Origin of the sequence: Phenylobacterium sp. (assembly GCF_004299445.1) — a bacterium.
GTDB lineage: Bacteria > Pseudomonadota > Alphaproteobacteria > Caulobacterales > Caulobacteraceae > Phenylobacterium.
In genome coordinates, this window is record NZ_SCTC01000043.1 from 73,436 (window position 1) to 94,905 (window position 21,470).

The 21,470-nt window shown below is 69.2% G+C and carries 23 protein-coding genes; 15 read left to right on the forward strand and 8 right to left on the reverse strand.

Annotated features, from left to right (window positions below; genetic code table 11):
- Positions 1-8: 8 nt before the first annotated feature.
- Both EPN98_RS11835 and EPN98_RS11840 read right to left on the reverse strand, forming a co-directional pair.
- A complete protein-coding gene (locus EPN98_RS11835; RefSeq protein ID WP_293362905.1) occupies positions 9-1,295 on the reverse strand; it encodes a nucleoside transporter C-terminal domain-containing protein in 1,287 nt (428 codons plus the stop codon).
- A 106-nt stretch (positions 1,296-1,401) separates the two neighbouring features.
- Positions 1,402-2,229, reverse strand: a complete 828-nt coding sequence (locus EPN98_RS11840) for a hypothetical protein (protein WP_293362906.1) — start codon at positions 2,227-2,229, stop codon at positions 1,402-1,404.
- 264 nt (positions 2,230-2,493) lie between these two features.
- On the opposite strand from EPN98_RS11840, the gene EPN98_RS11845 reads away from it, so the two are divergent.
- The 8 genes from EPN98_RS11845 to EPN98_RS11880 all read left to right on the forward strand — a co-directional run bounded on the left by EPN98_RS11845 (position 2,494) and on the right by EPN98_RS11880 (position 10,195).
- Positions 2,494-3,636 (forward strand): ABC transporter permease, encoded by a 1,143-nt coding sequence (locus EPN98_RS11845; RefSeq protein WP_293362907.1) that lies wholly within the window; start codon positions 2,494-2,496, stop codon positions 3,634-3,636.
- Positions 3,633-4,385, forward strand: a complete 753-nt coding sequence (locus EPN98_RS11850; protein WP_293362908.1) for an ABC transporter ATP-binding protein — start codon at positions 3,633-3,635, stop codon at positions 4,383-4,385. The genes EPN98_RS11845 and EPN98_RS11850 overlap by 4 nt, the downstream gene beginning before the upstream one ends.
- A gap of 5 nt (positions 4,386-4,390) precedes the next feature.
- Positions 4,391-5,362 carry an HlyD family efflux transporter periplasmic adaptor subunit gene (locus EPN98_RS11855; protein WP_293362909.1) on the forward strand — a complete coding sequence of 324 codons (972 nt, stop codon included), beginning with the start codon at positions 4,391-4,393 and terminating at the stop codon, positions 5,360-5,362.
- A 232-nt stretch (positions 5,363-5,594) separates the two neighbouring features.
- A complete protein-coding gene (locus EPN98_RS11860; protein WP_293362910.1) occupies positions 5,595-6,500 on the forward strand; it encodes an SDR family NAD(P)-dependent oxidoreductase in 906 nt (301 codons plus the stop codon).
- Between the two features lie 164 nt (positions 6,501-6,664).
- Positions 6,665-8,083 carry an MFS transporter gene (locus tag EPN98_RS11865; protein WP_293362911.1) on the forward strand — a complete coding sequence of 473 codons (1,419 nt, stop codon included), beginning with the start codon at positions 6,665-6,667 and terminating at the stop codon, positions 8,081-8,083.
- Positions 8,080-9,480 (forward strand): MFS transporter, encoded by a 1,401-nt coding sequence (locus EPN98_RS11870; RefSeq protein WP_293362912.1) that lies wholly within the window; start codon positions 8,080-8,082, stop codon positions 9,478-9,480. The genes EPN98_RS11865 and EPN98_RS11870 overlap by 4 nt, the downstream gene beginning before the upstream one ends.
- A 71-nt stretch (positions 9,481-9,551) precedes the next feature.
- Positions 9,552-9,791: an AbrB/MazE/SpoVT family DNA-binding domain-containing protein gene (locus EPN98_RS11875; RefSeq protein WP_293362913.1), complete on the forward strand. Its 240-nt coding sequence runs from the start codon at positions 9,552-9,554 to the stop codon at positions 9,789-9,791.
- A gap of 8 nt (positions 9,792-9,799) precedes the next feature.
- Entirely contained in the window at positions 9,800-10,195 is a 396-nt protein-coding gene (locus EPN98_RS11880; protein WP_293362961.1) for a type II toxin-antitoxin system VapC family toxin, read from the forward strand.
- 6 nt (positions 10,196-10,201) lie between these two features.
- On the opposite strand, the gene EPN98_RS11885 is transcribed toward EPN98_RS11880, so the two are convergent.
- Positions 10,202-11,332, reverse strand: a complete 1,131-nt coding sequence (locus EPN98_RS11885) for an Mrp/NBP35 family ATP-binding protein (RefSeq protein WP_293362914.1) — start codon at positions 11,330-11,332, stop codon at positions 10,202-10,204.
- A gap of 142 nt (positions 11,333-11,474) precedes the next feature.
- Here EPN98_RS11885 and hflK point away from each other — a divergent pair, with 142 nt between their 5' ends.
- The 3 genes from hflK to EPN98_RS11900 are packed head-to-tail and all read left to right on the forward strand — an operon-like array spanning position 11,475 to position 13,858.
- Positions 11,475-12,635, forward strand: a complete 1,161-nt coding sequence (gene hflK / locus EPN98_RS11890; protein ID WP_293362915.1) for an FtsH protease activity modulator HflK — start codon at positions 11,475-11,477, stop codon at positions 12,633-12,635.
- Positions 12,632-13,525 (forward strand): protease modulator HflC, encoded by an 894-nt coding sequence (locus EPN98_RS11895; RefSeq protein ID WP_293362916.1) that lies wholly within the window; start codon positions 12,632-12,634, stop codon positions 13,523-13,525. The genes hflK and EPN98_RS11895 overlap by 4 nt, the downstream gene beginning before the upstream one ends.
- Positions 13,526-13,585: 60 nt before the next feature.
- Positions 13,586-13,858, forward strand: coding sequence for a hypothetical protein (locus tag EPN98_RS11900; RefSeq protein WP_293362917.1), 273 nt, complete (start codon positions 13,586-13,588; stop codon positions 13,856-13,858).
- A 1-nt stretch (position 13,859) separates the two neighbouring features.
- On the opposite strand, the gene EPN98_RS11905 is transcribed toward EPN98_RS11900, so the two are convergent.
- Together EPN98_RS11905 and serB are read right to left on the reverse strand one after the other, a co-directional pair.
- On the reverse strand, positions 13,860-14,516 hold the full coding sequence (locus tag EPN98_RS11905; protein ID WP_293362918.1) for an HAD family phosphatase: 657 nt from the start codon (positions 14,514-14,516) through the stop codon (positions 13,860-13,862).
- Between the two features lie 68 nt (positions 14,517-14,584).
- A complete protein-coding gene (gene serB / locus EPN98_RS11910) occupies positions 14,585-15,475 on the reverse strand; it encodes a phosphoserine phosphatase SerB (protein WP_293362919.1) in 891 nt (296 codons plus the stop codon).
- On the opposite strand from serB, the gene miaA reads away from it, so the two are divergent.
- The 4 genes from miaA (at position 15,474) to ybaK (ending at position 19,257) form a co-directional block, all read left to right on the forward strand.
- Entirely contained in the window at positions 15,474-16,403 is a 930-nt protein-coding gene (gene miaA, locus EPN98_RS11915) for a tRNA (adenosine(37)-N6)-dimethylallyltransferase MiaA (protein WP_293362920.1), read from the forward strand. The genes serB and miaA overlap by 2 nt on opposite strands.
- A 169-nt stretch (positions 16,404-16,572) precedes the next feature.
- Complete coding sequence (locus EPN98_RS11920) at positions 16,573-18,363, forward strand: acetolactate synthase 3 large subunit (RefSeq protein WP_293362921.1); 1,791 nt, start codon at positions 16,573-16,575, stop codon at positions 18,361-18,363.
- A complete protein-coding gene (locus tag EPN98_RS11925) occupies positions 18,363-18,773 on the forward strand; it encodes a GFA family protein (RefSeq protein ID WP_293362922.1) in 411 nt (136 codons plus the stop codon). Before EPN98_RS11920 ends, EPN98_RS11925 begins: the two co-directional genes overlap by 1 nt.
- 10 nt (positions 18,774-18,783) lie before the next feature.
- Positions 18,784-19,257, forward strand: coding sequence for a Cys-tRNA(Pro) deacylase (gene ybaK, locus EPN98_RS11930; RefSeq protein WP_293362923.1), 474 nt, complete (start codon positions 18,784-18,786; stop codon positions 19,255-19,257).
- Between the two features lie 12 nt (positions 19,258-19,269).
- Here the strand turns inward: ybaK and EPN98_RS11935 are convergent, their stop codons facing one another.
- The 3 genes from EPN98_RS11935 to EPN98_RS11945 form a co-directional block, all read right to left on the reverse strand.
- Positions 19,270-19,791, reverse strand: a complete 522-nt coding sequence (locus EPN98_RS11935; protein WP_293362924.1) for a DUF1993 family protein — start codon at positions 19,789-19,791, stop codon at positions 19,270-19,272.
- 79 nt (positions 19,792-19,870) lie between these two features.
- Positions 19,871-20,185 (reverse strand): DUF6665 family protein, encoded by a 315-nt coding sequence (locus EPN98_RS11940; RefSeq protein WP_293362925.1) that lies wholly within the window; start codon positions 20,183-20,185, stop codon positions 19,871-19,873.
- A gap of 80 nt (positions 20,186-20,265) precedes the next feature.
- Complete coding sequence (locus EPN98_RS11945; protein ID WP_293362926.1) at positions 20,266-21,288, reverse strand: hypothetical protein; 1,023 nt, start codon at positions 21,286-21,288, stop codon at positions 20,266-20,268.
- Between the last annotated feature and the right edge of the window lie 182 nt (positions 21,289-21,470).

Genomic DNA, 21,470 nt, shown 5'->3' on the forward strand with positions numbered 1-21,470 from the left:
GGCAAGGCTTAGCCGAACAGCCCGGCCGGCAGCAGGCCCACGATCGAGGCGGTGAGGCAGGTGGCGAGGAAGCCGGCCATCATGGCCTTCCAGACCATGCCCACGATCTCGTTGCGCCGCTCGGGCACCAGCACCGAGAAGCCGGCCAGGTTGATGCCCACCGAAGCGATGTTGGCGAAACCGCACAGCGCATAGGTCATCAGCACCCGCGAGCGCGGATCCATGGCCTCGACCGGGATCGCACCCATCTTGATGAAGGCGGTGAATTCCGTGAGGACCAGTTTCACGCCCAGCAGCGAGCCGGCGGTTGGCGCATCATGCCAGGGCACGCCGATGGCCCAGGCCAACGGGGCGAACAGCACGCCCAGTCCACGCTCAACCGACAACGGCGCGCCGGCCACGTCGCCGAACGCGCCCAGGATGTTGTTGACCATCGCCGTCAGGGCCACGAACACGATCAGCGTCGCGCCGACATTGAGCATGATCTGCAGACCGTCGGTCGTGCCCTTGATCAGCGCGTCGATCGAGCTGTCGTACTTCTTGGCGGCCAGCGGATCGTAGGCCTGGGCCTCCTCGATGGCGGCGTCGCGAGGCACGATGATCCGGGCCAGCAGCACGCCGGCCGGCGCCGAGACGATGGAGGCGGTCAGCACGTGCGCCGCCGCGCCCGGCAACACGCCGGCCAGGATCGTCGCATAGGCCACCATGGTGGAGCCCGAAACGCAGGCCATGCCGACCGCGATCAGCATAAACAGCTCCGATCGCGACAGGCTGGGCAGGTAGCTGCGGATGAAGATCGGCCCCTCGACCTGGCCCATGAAGACGGTGGCGGCGGTCGCCAGGGCCGGCGGGCCGCGCAGGCCCATCGTTCTTTCGAACACAACGCCGAACGCCTGGGTGATCCAGACCAGGATCTTCCAGTGCCAGAGCAGCGCCGCGAGCGCGCAGACCACCAGGATCACGGGCAGGACGCGGAAAGCGAAGACGAACAGCGAGCCGGGATCGGTCAGCGCGTAGGGCTGGTTCGGCGTACCGGCCAGGAAGCCGAACACGAAGGCAACGCCGGTCTGGGTGGACTTGGCCAGGCCGTCCACGGCGACGCCGACGCTCTCGAGGCCCGCGCGCACGGGCGGCAGGGCGAACAGCATGAGGACGAGGATCGCCTGGACCAGGATCGCGCCGATCGCCAGCTTCCAGGGGAAGCGCCGGCGGTTCTCCGACACCGCCCAGCAGATCGCGAGCACCAGGGCGACGCCGACGAGGCTCTGGGCGTTCTCAGGTCCGAAAGCGAGCATGCATCCCCCGACGCAGGCCGCGACTCCGCGGCTTGGCCGGCCAATCCACGCCGAAAGTGCTCAGGGCGCAAGGGCGGCGTGGCCACATCCCGGCGCAGGGGCGGCGCTATGCCGTGATGGAGGCGATCGAGCCCTCGCGGTAGGGCGTGGACGGCGCCGTCGGCGACTGGGCGGACGTGGGCGCGGGGGCCGGCGCTGTGGCCAGGACAGCCTTTGCGGCGTCGGAAAGCCTGACCTCGTCCTGCGGCGCGGCGCGGCCGAAGAGCTGGGAGACCGCCTGGGTCCATTCCGGCGAGTTGTTGTCGCTGCGCAGGGAGAGACGCAGCGCCGTGGCGAACTTCGGATCCTCGGCAGCCTTGGCCTGGGCGGCCTTCTGATCCAGCGCGCCGTTGGCGCCGACGACCCCCGCCGCCTTCATGAAGCCCACGACCTGGGCCTGGGCGTCGATGTTTGCCCGCCAGGCCGAGGCGTCCGCATACGGCTTGGCCCCGCTGCGGTCGGCGACGTTGATCGTGGTCCGGAAGAGCAGATCCCGGTCGGAAGAGGACAGGCGGTCGAAGCGGTCGGCCACCGCCTGCAGCGCCGCGCCCGGGCCGCCGGCCTGCCGTGCGGCGTTCATCGCCAGGACGAAATCGCGACCCAGGGCCTGGGCGCGCTGGCCGATGTCGCTGTCGTAGGTGGCCTGGTCCAGCACCTTGCGGCGCTCGGGATCGATCCCGGCCAGCTTGCCTCCGGCCGACATGGCCTGCAGCGCCTGGTAGGCCTCGACGCGCTGAGCCTCGCCGGCCTTGCCGCTGGCGTCGTTCACCGTGGCCGCCAGGGTGTCGAACTCGGCCATCCGGGTCGCGTAGTCGGCCGACGTGACGCCGCTCGCCGCCCGCACCGGGGTGACAGGGGTCGGGTAGGCGGAGGTGGCGACAGACGTGACGTACATTCGGATTGGGGCAAGCGTCGCAGTGGAGCCGCACCCTTGCGCACCAAGGCCTAAAGAAGTCCTGCACCGCCCTGCGACACGATCGCCGGCCCGGATTACGAAGGTTTAATCGGCCCCTCCGCATCTGACGGTTTCCCCTCGGGCCTCTAGTCGTTGAGCGCACATCGCGCGCCCCGATCGGGCCTGCCGTTACGGCGATTTAACTGGCTCCGATCGGGCGACGTGGCGAACTCCGCGCTCGAAGGTTGAGGGCTGACCGTCACAATGTCTCTGGCGCTTGCGACACTGCTTTACGAATGGCGGCGCTATAGCGCGGCCATGGTGGCGCTGGCGGTGGCCGGCCTGCTGATCCTGGCGCAGGTGGGCATGTTCACCGGCATTGTGAAGGGCGTGACCGCCACGCTCGACCGGTCCCGCGCCGACCTCATCATCATGCCGGCGAAGATGGAGAGCCTGATCAACTCGGGCGGCGGCTCGCTGCCGGCGCGTCTCCAGCCGCAGATGTACATGCACCCCGAAGTCGCCGAGGTCGCCGCGTGGGACATCGAGGGCGGCCGGTGGGTGAACCATCCCAAGGACGGCAAGAAGGCGGTCACCACCTTCGTCGACGTGAACCTGGTGGATACGCGGCCGGGCGCCGTGACCCTGCCGGTCGACTTCACCGAGGAGACCCGCCGCGCGCTGATGGAGCCCTACTCGGTGGCCGTCGACGAGAGCCAGCTGAGCCGGCTGGGCGTGAAGCTGGGCGACACCGCCTCGCTAAACGGCAAGACCATCAGGGTGCGGGCAATCCTCACCGGCTATCCCAACATCAACAACGCCTCGATCACCGTCTCGCGCGACACGCTGCGCCTGCTGGGCATGGTGCAGAAGAACGGCAAGACCGGCCCGCTGATGGTCCGCCTGAAGGATCCGGCCCGCGCCGAAGTCGTCCGTGACCAGCTGAACAAGAGCTCGAAGGGCGCCTACCGCGCCTGGACCCGCGGCGAGCTGGCCGAGGCCAACCAGGGCGCGCTCATGAAGGAACAGATCATTGGCCTGTTCATCACCGCCACGGTCATCATCGGGGCGTTCATCGGCGTCGCGATCACGTCCATGACCCTGCGCGGCGCGATCCTCTCCAGCATCAAGGAATTCGCCAGCCTGCGGGCGCTGGGCGTGCCCATGAACTCGCTGCGGGCGATCGTGCTGGAGTTGTCGCTGTGGGTGGGGGTGGCCGGCTTCATCGTCACCGCCATCCTGACCGTCGGCGTCTATCTGCTCGCCCTGAAGGGCGGGGTGCCGATGGGCTTCCCCCTCTTCTGGGACATCTTCGTCGCCATCCTCCTCCTCGTCATCGCCGGCCTCTCGGGCCTGTTCTCGATCGGCGTGCTGAAGAAGAGCCAACCTGCGGATCTGCTGCGATGAGCCTGACCAAGACCGCGATCTCGGCCCAGGGGCTGTACAAGCGTTTCAAGACGGGGCGCACCCACGTCGAGGTGCTGAAACGCGTCAACTTCGACGCCCTGCACGGCGACGTGACCATGGTCATGGGCCCCTCGGGCTCGGGCAAGTCGACGCTTGTGGCGGCGCTGTCAGGGCTGCTTAAGCCCGACGAGGGCCAGGTTAACGGCATGGGCCAGGACCTCTGGAGCCTGAAGCCCGGCAAGCTGGACCGGTTCCGGCTGGACCACTGCGGCTTCATCTTCCAGGGCTTCAACCTGTTCTCGGCGCTGACCGCGCTGCAGCAGGTCGAGATCATCCTGAAGTACAAGGGCGTGCCCAAGCGCGAGGCCCGCGAGCGGGCGGCCCACGCGCTGACTGAGGTGGGCCTGGAGAACAAGCTCAACCAGCGGCCCTCCGAGCTGTCGGGCGGTGAGAAGCAGCGCGTGGCCATCGCGCGCGCGCTCGCCAAGGACCCGCAGCTGATCTTCGCCGACGAGCCCACCAGCGCGCTCGACAGCGAGAACGGCCAGGTGGTGATCAAGCTGCTCCACCGCGCCGCCAAGCAGCATGGCGCGGCCGTGATCTGCGTCACCCACGACCCCCGCCTCGAGACCTTTGCGGATCGCGTCATCCATCTGGAGGACGGCCGCATCCTGGACGACCGGCGCACCGAACACGCGGCCAACGTTTCCGGCGCCGCCCACCTCAAACCCGCGCTCATCGGAGCCTGAAGACTATGCCTGCCCTCCTTCGTAACCGCTTCGTCTGGATCGTTGTCCTCGTCCTGGTCCTGGGCGGCGGCGGCTTCGTCTTCATGCAGGGTCAGGCCAAGGCCAAGAAGGCCGAGGAGGCCAAGGCCGCGGCCAATGTGAAGCCCAGTCCCTATGCGGCCATCGCCAACGGCAAGGCCGACGTGGAGGGGGGCCTGATCCAGGTGGCGGCCCGCCGCGCCGGCGTCATCCGCGAGGTGCTGGCCCAGGAAGGCGACATGGTCACCAAGAACCAGGTGCTGGCCCGCCTGGAAGACGACGAGCCCCGCCTGGCCGCCGCCCGCGCCGAGGCCGAGGTGCGTCAGGCGCGCGCGGCGCTGGCCCTGCTGCAGGTGCAGCTGTCGGCCGCCCAGCGCGAACAGCGCCGGATGGAAGGCCTGGCCCCGTCGAACTTCGTGGCCGCACAAAAGCTGGACCAGTCGCGCGACATGGTGCGCGAGGCCGAGGCCCGGATCATGGCCCAGCAGGCGCTGGTGGCCACCGCCCAGGCCCGCTTCAATGAGGCGCGTTACGACCAGGAACTGTCGGTCATCCGTGCGCCGGCCGACGGCCGCATCGTGCGCCGCTACGCCAACCCCGGCGCCGGCGCCTCCACCCTGAACGTCTCCAACATGTTCGACCTCGAGCCCGGCTCGGGCCGCATCGTCCGCGCCGAGATCCCCGAGGGTTCGCTGTCGGTGGTGAACGTGGGCCAGGCGGTCCAGATGTCGCCCGAGAGCGACCCGACCAAGGTCTACACCGGCAAGGTGCTGCGCCGCGCCGCCGTCTTCGGCGCCCGCAAGCTGCAGTCGGACGACCCCAACGAGAAGACCGACGACCGCGTGGTCGAAGTGGTCGTGGACTCCACGGGCGCCCCGTTCCTGATCGGCCAGCGCGTGCTGGTGAAGTTCGTCCGCGGCACGCAGCAGGCCGAAGTGGCGCGCGTCCCGGCGAGTTAAGGCGCTTTCCCTCCCCCTCGTGGGGAGGGTGTCGAGCGCAGCGAGACGGGTGGGGAAGTCATGATCCTCCCCACCCTCTGAGTTCGAGCCCACACTTCCCCACCCTGGCGGCTGCGCCGCCTGTCCCTCCCCGGCGGGGAGGGAAGGGTCCCGCTAGGCCAGCTTGACGCGTGGGTCCCCGCGCCGCACAACGCGCGCCGAATTTCGAACACGTGTTCAAGAGGGACTCCTGATGGCGGACATCCGCTTCGACGGCAAAGTGGCGATCGTGACGGGCGCCGGCGGCGGCCTGGGCCGGCAGCATGCGCTGGAACTCGCACGCCGGGGCGCCAAGGTCGTGGTCAACGACCTGGGCGGCTCGATGGACGGCTCGGGCGGCGGCTCGGACGCGGCCAACAAGGTCGTTGACGAAATCAAGGCGCTGGGCGGCGAAGCCATCGCCAACGGCTCGTCGGTCACCGACGACGCCGGCGTGGCCCGGATGGTCCAGGACGCCATGGACGCCTGGGGCCGTATCGACATCCTGATCGCGAACGCCGGCATCCTGCGCGACAAGAGCTTCGCCAAGATGGAGTTCGGCGACTTCCAGGTCGTGGTCGACGTCCACCTGTTCGGCACCGTGAAACCGGTGAAGGCGGTCTGGGAGATCATGCGCACCCAGAACTACGGGCGCATCATCGTCACCACCTCATCGTCGGGTCTGTACGGCAACTTCGGCCAGTCGAACTACGGCGCGGCCAAGCTGGGCCTGATCGGCTTCATGAACACGCTGAAGCTCGAGGGCCAGAAGAACAACATCCACGTCAACGCCATCAGCCCGGTGGCGGCGACCCGGATGACCGAGAACCTGGGCATGCCCGCCGAGGTGCTGCAGCAGCTGAAGCCCGAACTGGTGACGCCCGGCGTGGTGTTCCTCTGCTCGGAAGAGGCGCCGACGGGCCACATCCTGACGGCCGGCGCGGGCGCCTTCGCGCTCAGCCGCATCGTCGAGACCGAGGGCGTCTACCTGGGCGCCGGCGCGACAGTCGAGCAGGTCCGCGACAACTGGTCGAAGATCACCGACGAGGCCGGCCAGAAGGCCTATCTGAACGGCGGCGAGCAGTCGGCGAAGTTCTTCCGCAAGATGGCGGGCGGCTGACGGCGCCCTGGCCGCGCCGGCTCCGAGCGGAGGCGGCGCGGCCAAGTCGGCCCCCGCGCGCCGTCTTTCCAGTTTGTAACCCAATTCCTCTTGCGCCCTGCCAACTGAACGCGCGTAACCTGGGGCACGCGCCCGCTCCAGAGGCGCCGGAGGAGCAGGTCTAAGTGTCCAAGGGCCCCAAGAGCGCCGACGCAGCGCTGTCTTTACCTGCCGTCCTGGCGTTCGCGAGCGCCAGCATTCCGGTAGGGGCCCTGGGCCTCGCCGCCACGGTCCACCTTCCCCGCTACTTCGCCTCCGAGCTCGGTCTCTCTCTGGCGGTCGTCGGCACGGTCTTCGCGCTCGTGCGGTTCATCGACATCCCCATCGACGCAGGCATCGGCCTGGCCATGGACCGCACGAACACACGGTTCGGCCGCTATCGGATTTGGATGGCGTGCGGCGCTCCGGTGCTGATGCTGGGCTTCTACATGCTGATCCAAGCCAACAGCTCGGTGGGCGCGTTCTACCTCGGCGCCTGGCTGTTGGTGATGTACCTCGGCTACTCCGGCATCTTCCTGTCGCACCTGGCCTGGGGCGGGCGCCTCGCGGCGACCTATCAGGAGCGATCCCGCATCTTCGGAGCGATCACCGGCCTGGGCGTGGTGGGCGCCATGGCCGTGCTGCTGATTCCCGTGTTCATGACCCAAGCGGGCGCCAGCGACGCAGAGGGCGTCCGGGCGATGATCTGGTTCATCATCGGCAGCGCCGCCGTCACCTGCCTACTTGTGGTCGCCGTCTCACCGGAGCGGATCGCGCGGGACCACTCCACGCAATTCACGCTCAAGGACTACGCCTCGCTTTTCACCCGCGGGAACGTGGTGCGTCTGCTGGCGGCCGATCTGCTGGTGACCCTGGGCCCCGGCTGGATGGCGGCCATGTACCTGTTCTACTTCAAGGACAGCCGCGGCTTCGACACGGCCCAGGCCAATCTGTTGCTGCTGATCTACGTAGCGGCCGGGTTCGCGGGCGCGCCCTTGGCGGCCTGGCTGGCGAACCGGATCAGCAAGCACCGCGCGCTGATCGTCAACACCACCATCTATTCACTGGGCCTGATCGCGCTCCCGTTCTTCCCGCCCGGCGAGTTTCTGATCTTCGCGCCGGGCATGTTCCTGGTGGGCGCCATGGCGGCGGGCTTCACCGTGATGATCCGAGCGATCTGCGCCGATATCGCCGACGAACTGCGTTTGGAGAGCGGGCGCGAGTGGATGGGTCTGATGTACGCCGGCATCACCGCCACCTCGAAGCTGGCGACAGCCGGCTCGATCTTCCTGACGTTCAACGTGCTGGCCGCCATCGGCTACAAGGCGCAGGCTGGGGCCGTGAACACGCCCGAGGCCATCCGCGGGCTGGAGATCGCCTACATCGTGGGGCCTATCGTGTTCGTCATGGCCGCCGGCGCCTGCTTCATCGGCTACCGCCTGAGCGCCGATCGGCACGCCGAGATTCAGCGCAAGCTCGACGAGCGTGACGCCCTGGTCGACCCGGCCGCGGGCCTCGAGGCCATGACGGGCGACGACCTCGCCCCCGCTAACCGTCCCTCGTGACGGCGCAACGGCTGCCCTTAGGGCTGGCGGTCGCGTTCGCAGCCACCAGCCTGCCGCTGAGCGGCCTCGGGATCGCGGCCTCGGTCCATCTGCCGGCCTACTTCGCCGCCAGCTTGGGTGTGGAACTCGCCGTCGTCGGGGCGGCCTTCGCTCTGGCCCGCGGCATAGACGTGCCGATCGAACCGGCCATGGGCCTCGCCATGGACCGCACGCGGACACGTTGGGGTCGCTATCGCTTCTGGACCCTGCTGGGCGCGCCCTTCATGATGCTCGGCCTGTTCCTGCTACTGCAGGCGGACAGTTCGGTGGGCGTGACCGGCTTGGTGGCCTTCCTGCTGGTGGCGTACCTGGGCTCGTCGGCCTTGCTGCTGTCGCACTCGGCCTGGGCCTCGACCCTGGCGACCACCTACGACGACCGCGCGCGGCTGTTCGGCGTCATGACGGCGGTCGGCGTGATGGGCGCGCTCAGCGTGCTGCTGTTTCCGATCGTCATGGAGCAGATGGGCTACAGCGACGCCGAGGCCGTCCGCGCCATGATCTGGTATCTCGTCATCCTCACGCCGCTGGCGGTGGGTCTGGTGGTATGGCGAACTCCTGAACGCGTGATGGAGGACGTGCCCGGCGCGCGGTTCCGCCTTCGCGAATACGCCGAGCTGGTCTTCGACCGGAACATGTCACGCGTGATCCTGGCCGACCTCGCGCTGGGACTGGGGCCGGGCTGGATGGCCGCGCTCTACCTCTTCTACTCGCGCGACTTCATGGGCTTCACGTCGGGCCAGGCGAATATCCTGCTGCTGGTCTACATCGTGGCCGGGATCGTGGGCGCGCCGAGCATGGCCTGGCTGGCGACGCGATTGGGCAAGCACCGGGCGGTCATCGTCGCCGCGACGATCTATTCGATCCTGCTGGTCTCGCTGCCCTTCCTGCCCAAGGGCCAACTGCTGATGTCCATGCCGACCCTGTTCTTCACGGGGTTCTTCGCCGCCAGCTTCAACGTGCTCACGCGCGCCATGACGGCGGATGTAGCCGATGAGATGCGGCTGAAGCAGGGCAAGGAGCGCGGCGGGCTGCTCTATGCGCTGACGACGCTTACCAACAAGCTGGCCGGTGGGTTCGGGATCGCCCTGACCTTCTGGGTCCTGAGCCGGACCGGCTACGATCCCAAGCTTGGAGCGGCCAACACGCCCGAGGCGATCCAGTCGCTCATGCTGGTGTTCGTGATCGGGCCCGTGGCGTTCGTCTCGATCGGCGCCCTCAGCCTCCTGGGCTACGGACTCACGGCCGAGCGCGCGGCCGAGGTCCGCCGGCAACTCGACGCCCGTGAGGCCGCCCTGCTGGCCGCCGCCGGCGTCGACAGCCTCACCGGCCAGGAACAGGTCCCGCCGCGAAGGACCTGAGCACCGGAAGCCGACGCAACTCATTGCCAGCGTGACCGACATTTCTTACTCTTACTTGTAGGAGTATTACCATGCGCATCACCTCGAAAGGCCAGGTGACCATCCCGGCCGAGATCCGCGAGAAGGCGGGCTTGCTGCCTCACACCGACGTGGATTTCGAGTTCGACGGCCGGCACGTTCGCATCGTCCGGGCGGCGCATCAGAAGGACGAGGGCCGCGGCGCTCGACTCGTGGCCCACCTGCGGCGGCACGGCGGGGACGTCCGAATGACGACGGACGAGATCATGGCCCTCACGCGAGGCGACGAGTGACGACCGTGATGGTCGACAGCAACGTGTTGATCGACGTCGTCTCCGATGACCCGACCTGGGGCGCCTGGTCGGCTGGCCGGCTCGCCGACGCCGCGGAGACCGGACGCCTGATCATCAACGCCATCATCTATGCCGAGGTCTCGACGCGCTTTTCACGGATCGAGGACGTGGAACGCGCCCTGCCCCGCGACATGCTGGACCGGGAGGCGATACCGTACGAGGCGGCCTTTCTGGCCGCGAAGGCCTTTGTCGACTACCGGCGCCGCGGGGGCGCGCGCACCGCGCCCCTGCCCGACTTCCTGATCGGCGCGCACGCCACTATCGCCGGGCACAGCCTGCTCACGCGGGATGCGGCCCGCTACCGGACGTACTTCCCCAAGCTGGACGTGATTGCGCCGAGCTAGACGCTGCTAAGAGAGCTTGCGCGCCAGTTCCATGAACGCCTGGGCTGCGGCGCTCTCGGTGTTGGTGGCGACCAGGGGGCGGCCGGCGTCGCAGGCCTCACGCAGCGGCACCTCGATCGGGATTTCCGCCAGCAGGGGCACGCCCAGGCGCTCGGCCTCGGCCCGGGCCCCGCCAGACCCGAAGATCGGCACTCGCACGCCCGACGAGTCGGCGAAGTAGGCCATGTTCTCGACCACGCCCAGGATGGGCGCGCCGGTCTTCTCGAACATGGTGGCGGCCCGGCGCGCGTCGATCAGGGCGATCTCCTGCGGCGTCGAGACGATCACCACCCCGTCCATCTTCAGCTTCTGGACCAGGGTCAGCTGGATGTCGCCGGTGCCGGGCGGCAGGTCGAGGATCAGCACGTCCAGCGGCTCTTCCTCGCTGCCCCAGTTCGAATTCAGCAGTGTCCGCAGGGCCGACGAGGCCATGGGGCCGCGCCAGATGTTGGCCGTGCCCGGCTCGACGATGAAGCCGATGGACATGACCTTCACGCCCCAGGCTTCCATCGGATTGAGGCGCTTTTCCTCATCGAAGGTGGGGTCGCCGTCGAGGCCGAACATGGTGGGGGCCGAGGGTCCGTAGATGTCGGCGTCCAGCAGGCCCACGCGCTTGCCCAGCCGGGCGAAGGCGGCGGCCAGATTGGTCGAGACGGTCGACTTGCCCACCCCGCCCTTGCCCGAGGCGATGGCGATCACCTTCTTCACGTGCGGCGGCTTCACCGCATCGACCATCGGGTGGAGTTTCGCCTGGGGGTCCTCAGCCACCCGCGCGCGGCCGCCCCGGCCGGCGGGGGGAGCCTGGCGACGCGGCGTGACCTGGAGGCTGGGCATGGACGGCGCCTGCACCTCGGAGGTCAGGACAACCTGGGCCAACTCCACCCCATCGGCGTTTGCCAGGATCTCCTCGGCGCGATCGCGGACCGGACGGTAGAGTTCGATGTCGGCGGGCGCCACCTCAAGCATGAACGCTGCGCGTCCGCCGCGCAGCACCAGGCCCCGAACCAGGCCGGCGCTGGTCAGGCCCTTGCCCGACTTCGGATCGACGATCGCGTCCAGCGCCTTCAGGATCGCTGTCCGATCTGGGCCTTCGTTCATACAGGTATATCCCGCCTTGGTCTTGCGCTTGGTAGGGTGGGCGTCTCATATCCGGCTGACGGCATCGCTTTACAAGCCCACAGGGGGTTTTGAACCGAGCCGAGAAACACCAAGTAAGGTCCCGCTTGAGAACTGCCGGCTGATGCCCTGGAACGACAACGCCAACCCCGGCCCCTGGGGCTCTCCCGGCGGGGGCGACGATCGCCGTGATCCGCCACGCGGCCCCTCCGGCGGCGGCCCGCGCCGACCCGGCGGGCCCGGCGGCCCCGACTTCAATGCCGGCTTCGAGCAGCTGAGCAATCGCCTGCGCGACCTGATGGGCGGCTCGGGCGGGCGGCCCCGCGGCCAGCTCCTGGCCATCGTCGGCGGCGGGTTGGTGCTGGCCTGGCTGGCGTCGGGGTTCTACGTCGTGCAGCCCGGCGAGCAGGCCATCGTGACCACTTTCGGCGCCTATTCGCGCACCGGCGCGCCGGGCCCGAACTATCACCTCCCCGCGCCGATCGAGCACGTGGAGAAGGTGGCCGTCACCAAGCTCAACAACACCCTGGTAGGGGGCAGCGGCCCTGACGCCGACTCGCCGGCCGAGAGCCAGATGCTCACCGGCGACGAGCAGATCATCGACATCGACTTCAGCGTCACCTGGCGGGTCGCCGATGCGGCCAAGTTCCTCTTCGCCACGCGCGATCCCGAGGCGGCCCTGAAGGCCGTGGCCGAGAGCGCCATGCGCGAGGTGGTGGGCAAAACCCAGCTGCAGCCGATCATCTCGACCGGCCGCGGCGCCGTGCAGCAGCAGACGGCCGAGCTGATGCAACGGACGCTCGACGGGTGGGGCGCCGGCATCAGCATTGTGGAAGTCCAGATTCGCTCGGCTGGTCCGCCGCCCGAGGTGGTCGGCGCCTTCCGGGAAGTGAACAACGCGCAGCAGGATGCCGACAGCGCCGAGAACGAGGCGAACACCTATCGCAACCGGGTGATCAACGAGGCCAAGGGTGACGCGTCCCGCATCACCAACGCAGCTCAGGGCTACCGCGAACAGGCCGTGCGCGAGGCGACCGGCGAGGCGGCGCGGTTCAACCAGATCTACGCCGAGTATCGCAGAGCCCCCGGCGTGACCCGCGACCGGCTCTACATCGAGACGATGCAGCGCGTCCTGCAGAACTCGAACAAGGTGGTAATCGACGCGAAGGGCGCGACCGCCCCCATCATCCTGCCACCCGACGCCTTCCGGCCCAAGGCGCAGACGCCGCCGCCGGCCCCGGCGCCGGCCGCCCCGCAGCAGCCCGAACGGAAGGGCGCCCAATGACCCCGCGCTACATCGCTTATGTCGTTGCGGCTCTGGCTGTTCTGATTCTGGCTTCGCAGACCTTCTTCGTTGTCGACCAGAGGCAGCAGGCGCTCGTGGTGGCGCTGGGCGACCCGGTCCGCGTAATCAATCAGCCGGGCAGAAACGAGGCCGGCCTGCACCTGAAGGTCCCGTTCTTCCAGCAGGTGTTCAAGTTCGACCGCCGCAACATCGCGCTGGAAGCCGACAAGGAAGAGATCATCACCGCGGGCCAGGAGCGGCTCGTGGTGGACGCCTTCATCCGCTACCGGATCTCGGATCCGCTGCAGTTCTACCGCACCCTGCGGGACGAAACGACGGCCGCCGACCGGATCGAGCGGCTGGTGAACTCCTCGCTGCGTCAGGTTCTGGGCGCCGCCAGCGCCACCGACATCATCTCGGGCCGCCGCGCCCAACTGATGCAGCAGGCCAAGCTGGATGTCGCCCGCCGCGCCAAGGCCTCGCGCCTCGGCATCGAGGTGATCGACCTGCGGATCCGCCGCGCCGACCTGCCCACATCGAACCGCGAAGCCGTCTTCCGCCGGATGTCGACCTCGCGCCAGCAGGTCGCCGCGCAACTGCGGGCCCAGGGCGAACAGCGCAAGCGCGAGATCATCGCCGAGGCCGACAAGGAAGTCGCCATCACCCTGGCCACCGCGCGCGAGCAGCAGGGCCAGATCATGGGTGAAGGCGACGCACTCCGGACCCGGATCTTCGCCAACAGCTTCGGCAAGGACCCGTCCTTCGCGGCGTTCTTCCGTTCGATGCAGGCCTACGAACAGTCGCTGGGCGACGGCCAGACCACCATGGTGCTGTCGCCCGACAGCGCGTTCTTCCGGTATTTTGAGCGGGGGCCGACCGGCGGGCGCTGACTCAGCTTGACCGGTTAAATTACGGGCGTACCATCCCAAGAGTCATTCCAGGGAGGCTGAGTGACCCGTCTGGCCCTCTTCGTCGTTCTCGCCGCCATGGCCGCGACGCCCGCGCTTGCGCGCGAGCGTCAGACGCTCATGGCGATGCGCCTCGAAGTGAACCGCCTGGACGGCGACGCCGCCATGTTGCGTCGACTGAACGTGACTGCGCGAGCCATGTGCGCCCGCATCAACTCCCCGCTCTTCCCCGGCAACGAAGGCCGCGCGTGGAAGTGCCGCCGCGAAGCCGTCGCCGCCGCCCTGGGCCGACGCGGCGCGGACGTCGACGCCTAGCTCAGAGCAGCCAGCCGCGAACCTCGTGCAGATCGCGGGCGATGCGGACGCAGAGCGTTTCCATCTCCTGCGTGGGATCCAGCATGTCGGGCACCATGACCGTCATCATGCCGGCGGCAGAGGCGGCGCGGACGCCGTTGTGGCTGTCCTCGAGGGCCAGGCACTCGGCCGGATCGACCCCCAGCGCCTCTGCGGCCTTCAGGAAGGGCTCGGGATGCGGCTTGCCGCGGGTCTGTACGTCGCGGGTGATCAGGGCGTGAAAGCGGTCGACAAGACTGTGCGGACCCAGACTCGCGTGCACGCTCTCCAGGCTGGAGGAGGTGGCGATCGCACGGGGCAGGTTCAGGTGGTCCAGGGCGTCCAGGATCTCGACCGCCCCGGCCTTCAGTGCGATGCCCGCGTCCAGTTCCTCGCGAAAGTGGGCGCTGACGGCGGCGGACCAGGAGGTCAGGTCGAACCCCTCGCCGAAGTGCTCGATCAGGATCAGGTCGCTGGCGGCATGCTGCAGGCCCACCATCCGCTGGAAGGTCGTGAACGGCATCTCGGACGAGATCGCGCCCGCCGCCCGCTGCATGGCGCGGAACACCACCGTCTCGGTATCGACCAGCAGGCCGTCCATGTCGAAGACGACCGCCTTGGGCGCGCGGGGAAGAGCCATGGCGCGATCTAGCCGACTCGCCGTGCAGGCCCAAGTCACGGTCGGCGCCGGTTCGTTGCAGGGCGTGCCTAGTCGCGAACGAACTCGGCCGCGCGATAGCCCTGGAAATAGAGCAGCGCGGTGAGGTCGGCGTGGTCCACTTTGGCGTGCGCCTGGGCGGCGACGATGGGCTTGGCGCGATAGGCGACGCCCAGGCCAGAGGCCTCGATCATCGCCAGATCGTTGGCGCCGTCGCCGACCGCCAGCGTGGCCGACAGCGGGATCCCCAACTCGGCCGCCAGTTCCTGAAGCGACGCCAGCTTGGCCTCCTTGCCCAGAATCGGATCGCCCACCCGGCCGGTCAGCGCGCCGCCCTCCTCGATCAACGTGTTGGCGCGGTTGAGGTGGAACCCGGCGGCCTCGGCCACACGGCTGGTGAAGAAGGTGAAGCCGCCCGACACCAGCGCGCAGCGGGCGCCGTTCTCGGCCATGGTGCGGACCATCGTCCGTGCACCGGGGTTCAGCCGGACGCGCTCGTCGTAGGCCTGCTGAAGCGCAGTTGTGGCCAGGCCCTTGAGCATCCCGACCCGCTCGCGCAGGGCGCCCTCGAAGGCCAGTTCGCCGCGCATGGCGCGCTCGGTGATGGCGCTGATCTCGGCCTTCAGGCCCGCGAAATCGGCCAACTCGTCCAGGCACTCGACGTTGATGATGGTCGAGTCCATGTCGGCGATCAGCAGGCGCTTCTTGCGACCGGCGGCGGCCTGGACGCACGTATCGACCGGCAGGCCGTCGAGTTCGGTGGCGACCACGGCCTCGACCGCGGCCCGCTCGCCCAGCATCGGCAGGTCGAACGCCCCCCCGCCCAGCGGCTGGGGCGCCTTGACGGCCACGCCGGCGCCTGCGAGCGCTGACCTCGCGCGATCGGCGGCGAGGGTCGCGGTGGCGGCGTCGGGACTGACGAGGGTGAGGACGAGTTCCATGACGGGCCGCATCTGGCTGATCGCCGGACCCACCGCAAGCGGCAAGTCGGCCCTGGCGCTCACCTTGGCCGAGGCCGTGGGCGGGGAAATCGTCAACGCCGACTCCATGCAGCTCTACGCGGGCCTGCGGGTGCTGACCGCCGGACCGTCGCCCGACGAGGTCGCTCGCGCGCCGCACCACCTGTTCGGAACGGTGGATCCGGCCGTGGCCTGGTCGGTCGGTCGATGGCAGCGGGCGGCGAACGAGATCCTGGCGCAGGTCGCCGCGCGGGGCCGCGACGCAATCGTGGTCGGCGGCACCGGCCTCTACTTCCGAGCCCTGACCCACGGCCTGGCCGAGATCCCCGCCGTACCGGCCGACGTGCGCCGGTCTGTCGGCGCCGAGTTCGAGGCGATGGGCGAGGCGGCCTTTCGCGCGCGGCTCGCCGAAGCGGACCCGGCCGCCGCGGGCCGCATCGCGCCGGGCGACCGCCAGCGACTGGCGCGGGCGTGGGAGGTCTATGTCGCCACCGGGACGTCGCTCACCGATCACCAGGCCGGCGCCCAGGGCGCCCTGCCCGCCGGCTCATGGTCGGCCGTGGCGATCGACCCACCCCGGGACGCGCTCTACGCGCGCTGCGATGCGCGACTGGCAGCGATGATCGAGCACGGCGCGCTGGACGAAGTGGGCGGCCTCATGGCCCGCAACCTCGCCCCCGACCTGCCGGCGATGAAGGCCGTCGGCGTGCGCGAACTGGCCGCCCACCTGCGGGGTGAAACCTCGCTGGACGCGGCGCTCGCCGCCGCCCAGCAGGAGACGCGCCGCTACGCCAAGCGCCAGACGACGTGGATGCGCGGACAGATGGCGGACTGGCCGCGCCTCACCGGCTTGGACGCCCGCGACCATTGGAGGCAGTTTCTTGCGCTGAACCCCGGCTTGACGGCCTGAGCGGGGCATGCGACACGCCATTCCCATCAATCGCGGGAAATCTCGTGCGCAACACTCTTGTACTCGTAAGGCGACCGTAGCGGACTGACTTGAATGTCAGGACCGACCGGTCGCTTGCACCAGGCCCCTCGCGGGCCTTTTTTATTACCTAGAAGCCCAGGCCCACCCCATGACCGCCCATCAGACGATCGAAGCCGAAACCACCACCATCTCGGGCGCCGAGATGGTCGTTCGCGCCCTCATCGACCAGGGCGTAGAGGTGCTCTTCGGGTATCCGGGCGGCGCGGTGCTTCCGATCTATGACGCGCTGTTCGCCGAGCCGCGGCTGCAGCACGTCCTGGTCCGCCATGAGCAGGGCGCGACCCACGCGGCCGAGGGCTATGCCCGCTCGACCGGCAAGCCGGGCGTCGTCCTGGTCACCTCGGGCCCCGGCGCGACCAACGCGGTCACCGGCATCGTCGATGCGCTGATGGACTCGATCCCGATGATCGTGATCACCGGCCAGGTCGCCACCCACCTGATCGGCACCGACGCCTTCCAGGAATGCGACACCATCGGGATCACGCGTCCCTGCACCAAGCACAACTACCTGGTGAAGGACGTAGCTGAGCTGCCGCGGATCCTCCATGAGGCGTTCCACATCGCCACCTCGGGCCGTCCCGGCCCCGTGGTCATCGACATCCCGAAGGACGTGCAGTTCGGCAAGGGCGTCTATCAGGGCCCCACCGAGGTGAAACACAGCCACAACTATGCGCCGCGCACCAAGGGCGACGCTGGCAAGATCGCCGAGGCGGTGGCGATGATCGCCAAGGCCAAGAAGCCGATCCTCTATACCGGCGGCGGCGTGATCAACGCGGGTCCCCGCGCCTCGGCGCTGCTGCGGGAATTCGCCGAGCTGACCGGCGCGCCGGTGACCTCGACCCTGATGGGCCTGGGCGCCTTCCCGGCGTCCGATGACAAGTGGCTGGGCATGCTGGGCATGCACGGCAGCTTCGAAGCCAACAACGCCATGCACGACTGCGACGTGATGGTGGCCATAGGCGCCCGCTTCGACGATCGGGTGACCGGCCGCCTGGACGCGTTTGCCCCCACGTCGCGAAAGATCCACATCGACATCGACGCCAGCTCGATCGGCAAGAACGTTCGCGCCGACATCGGTATCGTGGGCGACGCCGCCAGCGTGCTGGAAGACCTGATCGCCGCGTGGAAGAGCCGCAACCTCTCGACCGACAAGGCCGCGCTGAAGACCTGGTGGACCCAGATCGACGCGTGGCGGGCGCGCAACTCGTTCGGCTACAAGCCCGACGCCAAGCTGATCAAGCCGCAGTACGCGATCCAGCGCCTGTACGAGCTGACCAAGGACCGCGACACCTATATCACCACCGAGGTGGGCCAGCATCAGATGTGGGCCGCCCAGTTCTACCGCTTCGAGGAGCCCAACCGCTGGATGACCTCGGGCGGCCTGGGCACCATGGGCTATGGCCTGCCGGCGGCGGTGGGCGTGCAGATGGCGCATCCCGACGCGCTCGTCATCGACATCGGCGGCGACGCCTCGGTGCAGATGACGATGCAGGAGATGTCGACCGCGATCCAATACGACCTGCCGATCAAGATCTTCATCCTCAACAACGAGTGGATGGGCATGGTCCGGCAGTGGCAGCAGCTGCTGCACGGCGAGCGCTACAGCCATTCGTATTCCGCCGCGATGCCCGACTTCGTGAAGCTGGCCGAGGCCTACGGCGGCGTGGGCTTCCGCGCCGAGCATCCCGACGAGCTGGACGACAAGATCCGCGAGATGATCGAGGTGAAGAAGCCGGTGCTGTTCGACTGCCGGGTCACCAAGGAAGAGAACTGCTTCCCGATGATCCCGTCCGGCAAGGCGCACAACGAGATGATCATGGCCGAGGAATCCCGCGACCTGGGCTCTATCATCGACGACGCCGGCAAGCGGCTGGTCTGATGGCGCAGCTGCTGACCGGAGGCTGCCTCTGCGGCGGCGTCCGGTACGAGGTGGCGGGGCCGCTGGCCCCGATCCAGCTGTGCCACTGTGGCCAGTGCCGCAAGGCGCAGGGCGGGCCGTTCGGGGCGAATGCGCCGGTGGCGACAGCGGACGTCCGGTGGCTGAAAGGCGAGGACCTTATGCGCGAGTATCGGGCCTCTGCCGGCAAGCGCCGCGTGTTTTGCGCCACCTGCGGCGGCCCGCTGTTCAGCCAGCGCGACGAAGCGCCTGAGCTCCTGCGCCTGCGCGTGGGGACGCTGGACGGCGACGGCGCCGGGCTGGAGATCGGCTTCCACATCCAGACCGCGTCAAAGGCGGCCTGGTGGCCGATCGAGAACGACCGGCCGGCCTATCCGAACGCCGGCCCTTAGGCTCGCCGCCGTGTCGAAGACGACCCCCGCAACCCTCGCCCTGGACAAGGCCGGCGTGGCCTACACCCTGGCCACCTACGACTACGACCCCAACGCGGAACGGGTAGGGTTGCAAGCGGCCGAGGCGTTGGGCGCGCCGCCGTCCGAGGTGCTGAAGACCCTGATGGTGAAGGCCGACGGCAAGCCGGCGTGCGTCGTGCTGGCCTCGGACCGCGAGGTGTCGATGAAGAAGCTGGCGGCGGCGCTTGGGGCAAAGTCGGCCGAGATGATGAAGCCCGCCGACGCCGAACGGGTCACCGGTTACCGGGTGGGCGGCGTCAGCCCCTTCGGCCAGAAGAAGCCGGCGCCGACCGTGATCGACGCCGACGCCGCGGCGCTGCCCGAAGCCTACATGAACGGCGGCCAGCGCGGCCTGCAGGTCCGGCTCGCGCCCAGCGAACTGGTGCGGGTGCTGGGCGCCAAGGTGGCGGCGGTCGCGGCCTGACGCGCCGTCGGCTTACCGCTTCAGGCGCATCGCGCCCATGTAGTCGCGCTTGCCCAGAGGCACGCCGGCCTGGCGCAGGATGTCGTAGGCCGTGGTGGCGTGGAAATGCAGGTTCGGCGTCGAGAACGAGAGCAGGAAGCCCTCGACGGTGAAAGGCATCTGTACCGAGCCCAACTGGAAGACCATGTCCTTGCCTTCGAGCGCGTCCACCTCTTCGGGGGTCAGCGCCTTCAACGCCGCCTCGGCGTCGGCCACCCATTTCTGAAGGTCGGCGTAGGTGGGCTCGCCAAAGGGGCCCGGCGGATGGAACACACCGGCCTTGGCGCCTGCCAGCGCGCCGCTGGAGTGGTGGGCCACCGAGGCGATCTGGAACGCGAACGGCAGCATGTCGTCGTGCAGGCGGGTGGCGACGAGGGCCTCCGGGTCCTTCCCGGCCTCGACCAAGTGAGCGCGACCCTTCTCCAGGAACTTGCCGACGGCCCCCAGCACCTGGAGGAAGGACTTCACGCTGCAGTCGTAGAGAGAGATCGCCATGGCCGGCCCCCGCGTTTGATTTGGAGCCCAGCTTGGCCCGACCGCCCTCAGGTCAGCCAACCCGAAATTCTAACAGCGCTCAGCGCGCGCCCAGGCGGACCAGCACCTCGCGAGGAATGCCGTAATGGGCGATCACGGCGTTGCGGTCGCGCAGCCCCATCACCTCACGCTGGACGAAGAAGCCCCAGACGGCGTCGGCGGCGGCCTTGAGCACGACAGCTCTGTCTTCGCCGCCGGGATGCTCGGCCAGGGCCTTGAGCGCGGTCTCCACCTTGCGGCCGGCGCGGCCCAGCGAATTGGCCTGCTCCTCCATCAGCTCGTGACGGATGACGGCGTCGGCCGGCTCGCCTCCGAGGCGGCGGAGCAGGCTCTGAGGCATGCGCAGTGAGGACATGGCCGCCCATGTTGGCGGCCCGCCCGCGCTTGGCAAGGCCCTCGCGTGGCGAGCGCCGCGCGGATGGCAGCGTTCGGGGACTAGTCGTCCCCGAACGCCTCCGCCACGTCCTCCTCGACCGGCCAGTAGCGATAGCCGCGACCCACATCGTCGCGCAGCAGCCGATCGAGCGACCAGCCGCTGCGCCCCACATGCACCCCCATCAGCGAGAGGTCCGAGAGGATGTCCTCGCGCACATCCGCCGGAACCGCGGCGTTGCGGAACGTGCGCGCCTCATCCATCCGCCAGCCGAACACGTGGTCGCGGGTGATGGCCACGACCGCCCCCGGACGGCCCTGCCACTCGTAGAACGCCGCCCAGCCCGTGGCCGCGTCCGAGCCCCGGTCCTTCAGGCAGTTGCCGTAGCGCCGCGCCGCGTCCTTCATCGCCGCCTTCGTGGCCAGCGGCTTCAGGCGGGCGGTGCCCGGATGCGGCGGCGCCATCGGCTCGGGGGTCAGGTCGTCGCGCACGCGCTCGAACATCGCCTTGGCGCTGGGCGCCCGCGCCCAGCCGCCTGCGGCCGCCTCCGCCGCGGCGGGACCGTCGCGGAGACTCAGGGCGTCGTAGGCTTCGCGCAGCACGATCACGCCCTCGGGCGTCAGCGACGCCGCGACGGCCGCCGCGGGCTCCATCGGCTCGGGCAGGCCCGCCAATCGGCGGACCAGATCGGCGTCCAGGCTCTGCGCGTGCCGCAGCACCTTCGCGGGCGGACCGCGATCCAGCAGACGGATCAGGGCGCGGTAGGCGTCCGCGTCCCAGGCCGTCTCGCCGGCGCGGGCCAGGGCTCGCTCCAGCCCCGACGGCGCGTCATCCATCACCAGGCGAATCGCGACGCGCAGGCGCGCGCCCAGCAGCGCCTCGGACAGAGCGCAGAGGTCGCGGCCCAGCGCGATGGCCAGGCACACCAGGTGCCGCCGAACCGCGGGCGCGGCGAGGAACGACGTGTGGGGCTCAGGCCACAGCGCCGCCACGCGCGGCGCGAAGTCGCCGGCCAGCAGTTTCAGAAGGGTCGTCTGTCCAGGGCTCCCGGCCTTGGCCGAGCCGCCCGGAAAGCGGGTGAACATCGTAAGCTCCCAGGGTTGCGCCGCAGCCCTTGGGAGCGCGGCGCGTCAGCGGTGGCGCGCGCCCAGGTCGGAGACGGCGCGCAAGCGTGCGAGGGCCGGAGGCCGCTCCCGTTCGCTCGTGTGGTTTTGCGTCGTCATTCGGTGACTCTCGTTCGAGAAGGGGCGGCGTGTCTCACAGGACG